Below are 11,818 nucleotides of genomic sequence, written 5' to 3' on the forward strand. Positions count from 1 at the left end.
TCACGATGTCGCAAGGAAACGTCACGCGCACCACGGAGGCGATGGGCCACGACGGTGCTCACGCGCCCGTCCGACTCTGGACGAAGGGCGGCCCGGTGGACACGCGCTACCTGGTCCCCGACGAGATCTCGCTCATCGAGGAGCGACATGAGGCCTCGATCGGCGAACCGGCGTCCATGGCGCTGCTCGGCTTCGCCACCGGGACGTTCATCATCGCCTGGCCGTTGAGCGGCTTCGTCGGCACGTCGGCCTTGCCGGCGACCGTCCCGTCCGTCCTCGTCTTCGCTGGGATCGCCCAGTTCATCGGCGGGCTCATCGCCTTCCGACGCGAGAACCAGTTCGCCGGGACGGCCTTCGGGGTCTTCGGCGCCAACAACGTCGTGGTCGCCACATTCCTGCTGATGCAGGCGACCGGGATGATCGCGGCGACACCGGGGTCGGGGGCGATGAGGATGCTGGCGCTCGAGCTGTTCTGCTTCGGCTACATCGCCTTGATGCTCGGCATCGTGGCGGTGCGGCTCAACGGCGCCTTCGTCGCGATCCTGCTGACGCTCGCGGCCGGGTTCACGCTCTCGGGCATCCAGGACTACTACGGCTCGTCGATGCCGTCGCTCGTCGGGCACATCGGCGGCTACTGCCTGATCGCGTCGGCCGCGCTGGCGGCCTACACCGCGTCCGCGATGGTCATCAACAGCACGTGGCAGCGCCCCGTCCTGCCGCTGCTCGGCCCGCGGCACCAGACCGCCGCCTGACCCGCGCGACGCCGTACGAGATTCGTAGAGAGAAGGAGGCCCGACAACCATGGCAGAGACCGCAACCGCATCTGACGCACTCGTGGACCGATTGATCGAGTGGGGCGTCGACACCGTGTTCGGACTGCCCGGCGACGGCATCAACGGGCTGATGGACGCGCTGCGCAAGCGCCACGAGCAGATCCAGTACGTGCACGTGCGCCACGAGGAGGTCGCTGCCATGGCGGCCGTGGGGTACGCGAAGTTCACCGGCCGGCTTGGGGTCTGCTTCTCCACCGCAGCACCGGGGGCCGCGCACCTGCTCAACGGCCTGCTCGACAGCAAGCTCGAGCAGGCGCCGATCCTGGCGATCTCGGGCATGACCTACAGCGACCTCGTCGGCACGAGCTACCTGCAGGACATGAACACCGACTACCTCTTCAACGACGTCGCCGTCTACAACCAGCGGATCATGAGCCCGCAGAGCATCCCGAACGTCGTCGACTACGCCTGCCGGACGGCCCTCACCGAGCGTGGCCCGGCGCATCTGGCGTTCCCGATCGACTATCAGGCCGCACCGGCGGAGGCCGGCATGCGCTTCCAGCGCAACGTGCCCGGGCACAGCTCGACGGCGTACCGGCCGCCGATCCGCGTGCCGGAGCGCCGCGACCTCGAGGATGCGGCCGCCGTACTCCGCGGGAGGACGAAGGTCGCCATCCTCGCCGGCGCCGGCGCACGCGGTGCAGGTGCGGAGCTCGAGCAGCTCGCCGAGAAGCTGGGGGCGCCGGTGGTCAAAGCCATGCTGGGCAAGGACTGCCTTCCCGACGACTCGCCGTACACCACCGGATCGATCGCCCTCGTCGGAACCAGACCCAGCGAGGACGCGATGGAGCAGTGCGACGCCTTGGTGATCGTCGGCAGCAGCATGCCCTACATCGAGTTCCTCCCCTCCCCGGGTCAAGCGGTGTGCGTGCAGATCGACGACCGGCCGGCTCGGATCGGACTGCGATATCCCGTCGACGTCGGGCTCTGCGGCGACGCCGCGGCGACGCTCCGAGAGCTGCTGCCACACCTCGACCGCAACGAGGACCGCTCGTTCCTGGAGCAGGCCCAAGCGGGGATGCGGGACTGGTGGGCCCTGATGGAGGAGCGCGGCACCCGTGATGACCTGCCGATGAAGCCACAGGTGCCGGCATGGGCGCTCAACGACGCGCTCGCCGACGACGCGATCGTGTGCGGAGACTCGGGGACGGTCACCACCTGGGTGGCCCGACAGGTGAAGATCCGCGGTGACATGCGGTTCAGCTTCAGCGGCACCAACTGCTCGATGGCCGCCGGGTTGCCGTACGCGATCGGCGCACAGGCCGCCTACCCGGGCCGTCAGGTGGTGGTCTTCACCGGTGACGGCTCGCTCACCATGCAGCTGGGCGACTTCCTGACCTGCGTGCAACACCGGCTGCCGGTCAAGGTCGTGGTGATCAAGAACAACACGCTCGGCCTGATCAAGTGGGAGCAGATGGTCTTCCTCGGCAATCCCGAGTACGGCGTCGACGTCGCGCCGATGGACTTCGTGAAGTTCGCCGAGGCCTGCGGCGCGACGGGATTCCACGTCGACCGAGCAGAGGAGTGCGCCAGGGCTCTGCGGGCGGCGATGGAGGTCGACGGTCCGGCGATCGTCGAGATGGTCGTCGACCAGCACGAGCCACCGCTTCCCGCGAAGGTGAAGAAGGACCAGGTCACGAAGATGCTCGCGGCGCTGCGGGAGGGCACGCCGAACCGGAATCGGATCGCCCTGCAGATGGTGAAGGACGTGCTCGACGAGGCGAGCTTCGAGACCTCCACGTCGGCGGGCCGCATCCCCGACGCCATCGCCAAGGTCGCCGGCAAGGTGGCAGACGCGGCCGAGCGACGCACGGAGGACTGACCCAAGTCAGCGTGCCGATTTTCCGTCCACAACCGGTGGACGGACGTCGTCGCAGGTCAGACGTGGATCCGCGACTCCGCTAGATCAGGAATCCACAGCGCTGTCCCACCGATTGCGGCGTGTCGTCCACCGGTCCTCAACAGGTTCTCCCCAGTTCTCCACAGGATCTTCCACAGCCTGGGGAGGTGTGACGTTGACCGGCGCCCCGGCTGGTCCCTAGGTTTCTGGTCAGACGAGACCCCCGGCGCCGCCGGACGGCCTTCGCAAGGGGAAGGCGAAGGGCGATCCAGGCACCGGGGGTCTCTTCATGCCGTCGTGCGGGCCCCCGACCTCAGAGCCCGCCGCGGCCATCCTCGGGACTCGACCCCGGGCGGAGCCGGACGACACGCGGCACCACGCTCAGCCCGCCTGCTACGCGGAAGACCACCGCGTGTCATAAGGTCGAGTCGGCCCGCTGCCGCGGGCTTCCGACGGGCTTCCCATTGACATCCCCGTCGCGACGACCAGAGACACAGAAGCAAGGAGGCCGTCATGGCGGAGACCTGGAGCGGCGAGTTCTACTGCGTGAAGTGCAAGGAGAAGCGCGAGGCCACCGGCGAGATCAAGGTGAACGAGAAGGGCACCAAGATGGCGAAGGCCGTCTGCCCGGTCTGCGGCACCAACCTCAACCGCATCCTCGGCAAGGCCTGAGCACCGCTCTCTCGCCGACGACGTCCGGCCCCCGGTCCACACACACGGACCGGGGGCCGAGTCGTCTCCTGTGGATGACGGCCGCGCCGGATCCGCGATCCGTGTGACAGTGCGGGCATGGAGCCACCTCTCCGGCTGCGCGCGGCCTACGTCCCGGTCCGCCGCGACGACCGCCACCTGCAGATCGGCGTCGACCCGCCTCATCGCGCGGTGTTGCCCGACACCGCCGACGTACGCCGCCTGCTGGCCGACCTCACCGTCGGCCTGACCGCCTCACCGCGGACCGTGCCTGCGCGACGGGCGCTCGACATCCTCCGCGAGGCCGGCCTCGTGGTCGGCGCCGCTGCTCCTCCGCAGCCGGTCGTGCTCGACGGACCGCGCGGGCTCGTCGACGCTCTCCGCGCGATCCTCCCCGGCACGGTCGTCACCCGCCCGGCGGACCGGCCGGGGCGCACGGCGCTCATCGTCCTCCTCGCCGACGGACCGCTTCCCCGCGAGCGGACGGATGCGCTCCTCCGGGCCGGCACGCCCCACCTGCTCGTCGAGGGCGGCCCGGACGCCTGGACCGTCGGACCGCTCGTCGTGCCGGGCGCGACCGCCTGCCTGCGCTGCGTCGACGCCGCGCTCGGCGAGAGCGACCCGCGCCGGAGCCTCGTGCTCGACCAGCTCTCCCATCACCATCGGCTGCCCGCGCCCGACCCGCTGCTCCAGGCGATCGCGCTCCCCTGGGCCGCGCGGGAGATCGTCGCGTACGCCGACGGCGAACGCCCGGCCAGCTGGTCGTCCACGTGCACGGTCCGCCGCGCGGGTCCTCCCGACGTGCGCACGTGACCCCGCCATCCGCACTGTGGGTGCGCCTGGGATCTCCTCGCCTACCGGTGAGCCGTCGCGCTCATCGCCGCACCGTCACGGGTCACCACCACTCGGAGTCGAGCTTCGCTTCCAGACTGCGGAGGTGCTCGCGGGAGCAGCGGTCGCAGAAATCCTTGTGCTGGCCGTTCTCGACGGCCGTGGTCCACAGCAGCAGGCGGCCGGCATCGCTCTCGGTCCGGCCACAGAAGTCGCACGTCCGCGTCGCGTCGCTCACGCCGTCACTGTAGACGCCGGTCCCCACCACCACGACGACATGCGGATCGGCCCGCCCGAGGTTCTCTCGGACGGGCCGATCGTTCACACACCCGCGATCAGGGTGGAGCCATCACAGGCCATCACAGGGCGCGGGCGAGGGCCAGGCGCGCCTGCTGGGCCGCCTTCTCAGCCTTCCGGCTGAGTCGGCGGGCACGGACCAGATTGCGGGCCCGCTGCATCTGCTGCGCCTCTCCCAGGCGCGCGGACATTTGCGCGCGCGCCAGGTCTTCGGGCATCAAGCTCATCTGAGTACTCCTGGTTCGAAGAATGGTCATCTCGGTTGCTGCTTTCGGATATGGATCGGGAGGCGCCGCGTCAGGCGGCCTCGTTCTTGCGCGGTCGGCCCCGAGGACGCTTCCTGGGGATCACCACCCCCTGCAGGAAGAGCTCCCCGCCCCAGACGCCCCAGGGCTCGCGCCGGGCAAGTGCGCCGTCAAGGCAGAGCCCCTGGACCGGGCAGTCCTGGCAGAGCGCCTTGGCGGACTCCACGTCGGCGGGCGACTCGGCGAACCACAGCTCCGGGTTGTTGACCCGACACGGCAGCAGCTCCTCGTCGACCCGTCCAGCCTCGTCGTGAAGAAGACCGAGGGTGGGCTCGAGAACGCTGGTCATGTGACACCTCCTTCCATTGACCTGATCGCGGTGGAGAAACAAAACGGCCGCGGATCCCGGGTTTCGGGTTCCGCGGCCTGGAGGCTGCCGAGTGCGTGCGCTCACGCAGTCGGTGGACTCCAGGCTGGGTCACCCGTGGCCTCGAAGCGGGCCTTGGCGGTCCAGACATCGGTCGTCGCGTCGAGAAGAGACACGTGTCCCTGGACGCGAACTCGACCGAAGCCATAGCCAGCAGCGGCACCCGCACCGGCGAACGCCGGGAGGACGACGTGGCCGCACGCAGGCATGCCAAGGCCGGACGGCTTGAGAGCCATCGCGGGGTTCGGAATCTTGGTCATCATCGGGGCCACCTCCTTCGGGTGATTCGAGCGCGGGACGTGCCAGGTCCGGGTGCGCGGTTTCGGGCTTGTCTGCAGCACGCTATCCCGGCGATCCTTCACCCGGCAAACGAATTAACGACGGATTTCGGGGAAATCTCGGCGCACACCTCTAACCGGCCTCGGCGACCAGCCCGAGGAGGTCCTCGCCGTAGGCGTCGAGCTTGCTCCTCCCGACGCCGTTGACCCGCAGCAGCTCATCGAGCGAGGACGGCTTGCGCTCGGCGATCGCCTCGAGGGTCGCGTCGGTGAAGACGGTGAAGGCCGGCTTGTTGCCGGCGACCTCCTTGCGCCAGCTGCGGAGCCGCTCGAACAGCGCCTCGTCGTAGGCCGCCGGGCAGTCCTCGTGGCGACCGCGGACCTTCTCCTCGCGGGAGCCGAGCGGTTGACCGCAGGTCTTGCACATCCGGGCCTTGCCCACTCCGGGGCGACGCTCCTGCGCCCGAGGACGGTCGGGCAGGAGCGGGTCGAGGAAGCGCGACGGCTTGCGGCTCGCGCGACCACCGGGCTGGCGCGCCTGCGCCCACGAGATCGCCAAGTCGAGGCGGGCGCGGGTGATGCCGACGTAGAGGAGTCGGCGCTCCTCCTCCAGCGCGGCCGGCGACTCCAAGGCGTAGGAGAACGGCAGGGTGCCGTCCTGGAGTCCGACGAGGAAGACGGAGTCCCACTCCAGGCCCTTGGCGGCGTGGAAGGTGGCGAGCGTGACGCCCTCGGCCACGGGAGCGTGCTGCTCGGCGGCGCGCCGGTCGAGATCGGCGACGAAGCCGCTCAGGTCTCCCCCACCGGCGGCGAACTCGGCGGCCTGGTCCACGAGCGCCTGCCAGGACTCCCAGCGGTCGCGGGTCTGGCCCCGGCCCTCCGGGGGCCGCGAGGTCCAGCCCATCCCCGCGAGCGTGCCGTGGACGGTCTCGAGGAGCTGTTCGCCGCCGGCCTCGCCGTCACCGGAGCGGGCGGCGCCCCGCAGCCTGGTCACCGCCTCGCGGACCTCAGGACGGTCGAAGAACCGGGCGGCGCCGCGGACGACGTAGGGGATCCGGCGGGCGGCGAGCGCCTCCTCGAAGGTCTCCGACTGTGCGTTGATCCGGAAGAGGACGGCGATCTCGGAGTAGGGCCGGCCGGACTGGTGCAGGCGGAGGATCTCGGCCGCCACCGACTCGGCCTCGTCGACCTCGTCGGAGCGCTCGGCGAAGGTCACCGCGGGCCCGGCGGGACGCTGGGCGCGGAGCTCGACGCCCTGGCTCGCGGACCCGGCGAGGAGGGTGTTGGCCGCGGCAACGACCTGCGGCGTGGAGCGGTAGTTGCGCACCAGCTCCACCGAGGTCGCGCCCGGGAACTTCCGCGGGAAGTCGCGGAGGTAGTCAGCGTCGGCGCCGGCGAAAGAGTAGATGGTCTGCGCCGGGTCACCGACCACGCAGATCTCGTCGCGCCCGCCGAGCCAGAGGTCGAGCAGCGCGGACTGGAGCGGCGAGACGTCCTGGAACTCGTCGACGACGAACCATTTGTACTGTCGTCGGACCTGCGCGGCCACCCGCTCGTCCTCGCTCAGCAGGCCGGCGGTGAGCAGCAGGACGTCCTCCATGTCCATCCGGCCCTGGCCGCGCTTGGTCTCCTCATAGGCCGCGAAGACGTGGCCCACGGTCGCCGCGTCGAGCCCGGTGACCTCGCGGCGCCGGGCCGCGGCCACCTTGGCGTAGTCGTCGGGATGGACGTTGCTGACCTTGGCCCACTCGATCTCGGAGGCGAGGTCGCGCAGCAGCGCCTGGTCGGTCTGGACCCGCTGACGACGGGCGGCCGCGGCGATCATCGGGATCTTCGACTCGGTGAGCGCCGGCAGCTCGGTGCCGTGGACCTTGGGCCAGAAGTAGCGCAGCTGGCGCAGCGCGGCGCTGTGGAACGTCCGCGCCTGGACCGCGCCGGCACCCATCGTGCGCAGCCGGTGGCGCATCTCCCCCGCAGCGCGGGTCGTGAAGGTCACCGCCAGGACCTCGGTGGGCGCGTAGACGCCGGACCGCACGCCATGGGCGATCCGGTGGGTGATCGCCCGGGTCTTGCCCGTCCCTGCCCCCGCGAGCACCCGCACCGGGCCCCGCAGCGCCTCCGCGACCGTGCGCTGCTCGGGGTCGAGGGCGTCGAGGAGGGCGTCAGAGGTCATGCGGTGGGAACACTCCTGGCAATGGGAAGGTTGAGTCCGACGAACACACCCTAGATGCCGGAGGGGACAGTCTGATGTCTGCCAGCTTCACTGCACCGTTCACGATGTACACCACCCCGTGGTGCGGCTACTGCAAGCGCCTCATGGGACAGCTCGAGCGGGAAGGCATCAGCTACGAGATCGTCGACATCGAGCAGGTCCCCGAGGCCGCTCAGATCGTCGAGTCGGTCAACGACGGCAACCAGACCGTCCCGACGCTGGTGTACGCCGACGGCACCTCCATGACCAACCCGAGCATCATGCAGGTCAAGGAGAAGCTCGCCGCGCTGGCGGAGTGACCGCGGGGCTCACCAACTGCCGGGCAGCGGGGCGCCGTACCACGCCTCGACGAGCGAACGGCTGATCGAGACGCCGCCCGGCAGCACGATCGCGCCGCTCGCGGTCTCCGTCCGCAGCTCGGCGCGGGTGAACCAGCGCGCATGCGCGATCTCCTCGAGGTCGCACTCGATCTCGGTCGCGACGGCTCGGCCGGTGAACCCGAGCATGAGGCTCGCGGGCAGCGGCCACGGCTGGTTGCCGAAGTAGGTCACCTCTCCGACGACCACGCCGGTCTCCTCCCCCACCTCGCGGCGGACCGCGTCCTCGAGCGACTCCCCCGGCTCGCAGAAGCCTGCCAGCGTCGAGAACCGCCCCTCCGGCCAGCGGGCGTGATGGCCGAGCAGGCAGCGTTCGTCCTCGGCGCCCGGCTCGCCGTCGGTGATGAGCATGATCACCGCCGGGTCCGTGCGCGGGAACGTCTGGTGGCCCTGGTCGCAGACGAGCTCGTGGCCGGCCGCGGCCGGGTGGACGGACTGCCCGCAGCGGGCGCAGAAGCGGGTGGCGCGATGCCACTCGGCGAGCCCGATCGCGTGGAACACCAAGGTGGCGTCGGTGCTGTCGGCGAGCAGCGCGGGGAACAGCCCGCGCAGCCCGACCCAGTCGTCGCCGGCGTACGACTGATCGGTGAGGACGGCGAAGTCCGCGCGTCCGTCATGCTCCCCCAGCAGCACCCGGATCCCGTCCGGCGCCTGTGCCGGGCTGAGCCAGCCGACGGTCTGGTCGGCCGGCGCGACGCGGCTGCCGGCGACGACGAGGACCCTCGTCGTCTCGTCGTTCCAGCGCGCGTCCAGCCAGGCCTGGTCGCGCCGGCGGTGGCCGCTGCGGTCGTGGGCGTTGCCGGTCAGCTGCTCGTGGACGTGCTGGTGGGTGGGAGGCACGATCCCCACGCTAGTGGGCGCTCGCTAGGTTGGCTCGGTGACGAGGGCGGAGGAGACCGGTGCGGGCGAGACCGGGCGGCCGATCCCGCCGACCACCACCGGGCGCGCGGCCGTCCTCACCGCGATGACGCTCGGCCTGACGCTGTCGATGTTCAACTCCACGATCGTCAACGTCACCGTGCCCGACATCGGGCCGGCCTTCCACGCCTCCTCGAGCCAGTTGCAGTGGATCTCCTCGCTCTACACGCTCTGCTACGCCGCGCTCCTGCTGCCCGGCGGCGCGGTCGGGAGCCGCCTCGGGCGGCGGACGGCCTTCCTCACCGGCATCGCCTGCTTCGCCCTGGGCTGCCTGCTCTGCGCGCTGGCGCCCACGCTCCCGGTCCTCCTCGTCGGCCGCGTCGTGCAGGCGGTCGGCGCCGCGGTGATGCTGCCGCAGACGTTGACGATCCTGGTCTTCGAGTATGCCGAGCCGGCTGCCCGGGCCCGTGCCGTCGGGATCTGGGCCGGAGGCGCCTCGCTGGGGCTCTCGGCGGGGCCCGTCCTCGGCGGGATCATCGTCGAGGTCAGCACCTGGCGGTTCGGGTTCGGGCTGAGCATGCTGCTCGCGTTCGTCACCTGGGGCCTCGGGTGGTCCGCGATCCCGGCCGAGCGGCACGGCCCGCCGGCGCGCACGCCGCGGGTCGACCTCGCCGGGGCCGCCCTCTCCGCGGTGTCGCTCGCGGCGCTGGTCTACGCCCTCATCGAGTCCTCGGCCCGCGGCTGGGGCTCGCCGCTGATCCTGGCGTCGCTCGCCGTCTTCGCGCTCGTCCTGACCACGTTCCTCGCGCGCCAGCACCGTCTGGCCGCGACCGGCGGGACGCCGCTCATGCCGCTCCGGCTGTGGCGGTCGGGCAGCTTCGTGGCCGCCAACGTCGCGGCGCTCGGCTACTTCATCACCTTCTTCGCGGTGCTGTACTTCTACAGCCTCGACCTCCAGGACGTCCGGGGACACAGCGCCCTCGTCTCGGGGCTCGCCTTCCTGCCGATGACCCTCGTCATGGCGGCGCTCGGGCCGGTGGCGGGGCGGCTGGTGGCGTCGTACGGCGCCCTGCGCGTGCTGGTCCTGGGCCTCGCCGTCGCGGCACTTGGCTCTCTGCTGCTCGCGCTCGTGCCGGACCGCACCGGCCTGCTCGACCTGGACTGGCGGTTGGCCGTCGTCGGTGCCGGCGCGGGACTGATCAGCTCGCCGGCGAGCACGGCCGCGGTCGGTGGCATCCCGCCGGCCGACAGCGGCACGGCGTCGGCGGTCTACAACACCATCCGCCAGCTCGGCTCGACGCTCGGCATCGCGGCGGTCGGCGTGATCGTCGGCGCCACCGACGCCCCGGGCTTCAGCCACGGTCTCGACCGTGCCATGGGCGTCCTCGCTGCCCTGCTCGCCGCGGTGGGCGTGCTCTGCCTCCTGATCGCGCGCCGAACGGGGAGCGCGGCGGCCGGGCAATAACTCGCCGCGCCCGGGCGTTGAGGAGCACGTGGAGATCCTCGACTCGGTGGTGATCGGGGCCGGTCAGGCCGGTCTCTCCGCTTCCTACCATCTGCAGCGCCGCGGGATCGACCACGTCGTGCTCGACGCGGACGCTGCCCCGGGCGGCGCCTGGCAGCATCGGTGGGACTCCCTCACGATGCGTGACGTGCACGGCGTCGCGGAGCTTCCCGGCGCCGAGCGGCTCGCGCTCAGCGACGCGCGCGCCAACGTGGCGGTGCCGGACTACTTCGCGGCGTACGAGCGACGTCACGACCTGCCCGTCATCCGGCCGGTCGCGGTCGACCGGGTGGCACCGGCCGATCCTGCCGCGCCGGCCGACGGTGAGCGGGAGGGCCTCCTGGTGACCCACGCCGGGGGCCGCACCTGGACGTCGCGCACGATCGTCAATGCGACCGGCACCTGGTCGCACCCCTACGTCCCCTACTACCCCGGCATGCGCACCTTCCGCGGCGAGCAGCTGCACACCCACGACTACCCGGGTGCCGAGCACTTCCGCGACAAGCGGGTGTTGGTCGTCGGCGGTGGCGCGTCGGCGGTGCAGCTCCTCGGTGAGCTGGCGCTCGTCACCGACGTCTTGTGGGCGACCCGGCGCCCGCTGGTGTGGCGCACCGACGAGTTCACGCCGGAGGCCGGATCGGCCGCCGTGGCGCTCGTGGAGGAGCGCGTACGCCGCGGGCTCCCGCCCGCGAGCGTCGTCTCCGTGACCGGCCTGATGCTGCGCCCGCAGGAGGAGGCGGCGCGTCGGCTCGGTGTCTACGACCGCCGGCTGCCGATGTTCTCGACGGTCGAGCCCGACGGGGTCCGATGGGCGGACGGGCAGCTCGAACCGGTCGACGTCATCCTCTGGGCGACCGGCTTCCGTCCCGCGATCGCCCATCTCGCGCCCCTGCACCTGCGAGGGCCGGCCGGAGGCATCCAGCTCGACCGGCACGGCACCACCGCCGTCGTCGACCCCCGGGTCCAGCTCGTCGGCTACGGTCCGTCGGCCTCCACGATCGGCGCCAACCGCGCCGGCCGGTCGGCCGCGCGGGGCGTCGCCGCCTGGCTCGCGCAGCATGCCTCGTCCTCGGTGCCCCGAGACGAGGCCGCCGGCTGAGCCCGGCTGACCCCTCCGGCCGGCGTCAGCGGGTCACCGCGATCGTGCCGTGGGCGCCCCGCTCGGCGTCCACCATCAGGTGGGACACGAACGGGTAGTGCCCAGGCTCGCGGAAGGACATCTCGACGAAACCGCCCTGTGCCGGCCCGAGCGAGAGCACCTGCGCGGCCCCGTGCGCGGGGTTGTTCCGCCGCAGCAGGTAGGCACCCTCGGCGAAGACCGTGTCGAACTGGCCGCCGACCACGTGGAAGGCGGTCGGCCGGTTCGGCCCGGCGTCGAGGACCCAGATCCGGACCCGCTGGCCGACCTTGGCGCGGAGCGGTCGGG

13 protein-coding genes are annotated in these 11,818 nt (G+C 71.5%); 7 read left to right on the plus strand and 6 right to left on the minus strand.

Features of this window, described 5'->3' with window-relative positions:
- Positions 1-5 precede the first annotated feature (5 nt).
- The 4 genes from AB3X52_RS14050 to AB3X52_RS14065 all read left to right on the plus strand — a co-directional run bounded on the left by AB3X52_RS14050 (position 6) and on the right by AB3X52_RS14065 (position 4,176).
- The gene (locus AB3X52_RS14050; RefSeq protein WP_367994718.1) at positions 6-752 is read left to right on the plus strand and encodes an acetate uptake transporter; all 747 of its coding nucleotides are present in this window, start codon (positions 6-8) and stop codon (positions 750-752) included.
- 49 nt (positions 753-801) lie between these two features.
- The gene (locus AB3X52_RS14055) at positions 802-2,655 is read left to right on the plus strand and encodes a thiamine pyrophosphate-dependent enzyme (protein WP_367994719.1); all 1,854 of its coding nucleotides are present in this window, start codon (positions 802-804) and stop codon (positions 2,653-2,655) included.
- A 531-nt stretch (positions 2,656-3,186) separates the two neighbouring features.
- The gene (locus tag AB3X52_RS14060) at positions 3,187-3,345 is read left to right on the plus strand and encodes a DUF5679 domain-containing protein (RefSeq protein WP_348859957.1); all 159 of its coding nucleotides are present in this window, start codon (positions 3,187-3,189) and stop codon (positions 3,343-3,345) included.
- Positions 3,346-3,462: 117 nt separating this feature from the next.
- Entirely contained in the window at positions 3,463-4,176 is a 714-nt protein-coding gene (locus AB3X52_RS14065; RefSeq protein WP_367994720.1) for a hypothetical protein, read from the plus strand.
- Between the two features lie 82 nt (positions 4,177-4,258).
- On the opposite strand, the gene AB3X52_RS14070 is transcribed toward AB3X52_RS14065, so the two are convergent.
- The 4 genes from AB3X52_RS14070 to AB3X52_RS14085 all read right to left on the minus strand — a co-directional run bounded on the left by AB3X52_RS14070 (position 4,259) and on the right by AB3X52_RS14085 (position 7,614).
- On the minus strand, positions 4,259-4,432 hold the full coding sequence (locus AB3X52_RS14070) for a hypothetical protein (protein ID WP_367994721.1): 174 nt from the start codon (positions 4,430-4,432) through the stop codon (positions 4,259-4,261).
- A gap of 121 nt (positions 4,433-4,553) precedes the next feature.
- Positions 4,554-4,748, minus strand: coding sequence for a putative WhiB-interacting protein (locus AB3X52_RS14075; protein WP_496559906.1), 195 nt, complete (start codon positions 4,746-4,748; stop codon positions 4,554-4,556).
- A gap of 40 nt (positions 4,749-4,788) precedes the next feature.
- Entirely contained in the window at positions 4,789-5,085 is a 297-nt protein-coding gene (locus AB3X52_RS14080; protein WP_367994723.1) for a WhiB family transcriptional regulator, read from the minus strand.
- A gap of 489 nt (positions 5,086-5,574) precedes the next feature.
- Positions 5,575-7,614 (minus strand): ATP-dependent DNA helicase UvrD2, encoded by a 2,040-nt coding sequence (locus AB3X52_RS14085; RefSeq protein WP_367994724.1) that lies wholly within the window; start codon positions 7,612-7,614, stop codon positions 5,575-5,577.
- Between the two features lie 74 nt (positions 7,615-7,688).
- Between AB3X52_RS14085 and AB3X52_RS14090 the strand changes: the two genes are divergently transcribed.
- Positions 7,689-7,952: a mycoredoxin gene (locus AB3X52_RS14090; protein ID WP_367994725.1), complete on the plus strand. Its 264-nt coding sequence runs from the start codon at positions 7,689-7,691 to the stop codon at positions 7,950-7,952.
- Positions 7,953-7,961: 9 nt separating this feature from the next.
- Here AB3X52_RS14090 and nudC read toward each other — a convergent pair whose 3' ends face one another.
- Complete coding sequence (gene nudC / locus AB3X52_RS14095) at positions 7,962-8,870, minus strand: NAD(+) diphosphatase (RefSeq protein WP_367994726.1); 909 nt, start codon at positions 8,868-8,870, stop codon at positions 7,962-7,964.
- 37 nt (positions 8,871-8,907) lie between these two features.
- Between nudC and AB3X52_RS14100 the strand changes: the two genes are divergently transcribed.
- Together AB3X52_RS14100 and AB3X52_RS14105 are read left to right on the plus strand one after the other, a co-directional pair.
- Positions 8,908-10,353: an MFS transporter gene (locus AB3X52_RS14100; RefSeq protein ID WP_367994727.1), complete on the plus strand. Its 1,446-nt coding sequence runs from the start codon at positions 8,908-8,910 to the stop codon at positions 10,351-10,353.
- Positions 10,354-10,381: 28 nt separating this feature from the next.
- A complete protein-coding gene (locus AB3X52_RS14105) occupies positions 10,382-11,491 on the plus strand; it encodes an FAD-dependent oxidoreductase (RefSeq protein WP_367994728.1) in 1,110 nt (369 codons plus the stop codon).
- A gap of 25 nt (positions 11,492-11,516) precedes the next feature.
- On the opposite strand, the gene AB3X52_RS14110 is transcribed toward AB3X52_RS14105, so the two are convergent.
- Positions 11,517-11,818 (minus strand): cupredoxin domain-containing protein (locus tag AB3X52_RS14110; protein WP_496559907.1); only part of this gene is annotated, 302 nt, incomplete at its 5' end.

The organism is Nocardioides eburneus (assembly GCF_040838215.1).
Taxonomy (GTDB): Bacteria; Actinomycetota; Actinomycetes; order Propionibacteriales; family Nocardioidaceae; genus Nocardioides; species Nocardioides eburneus.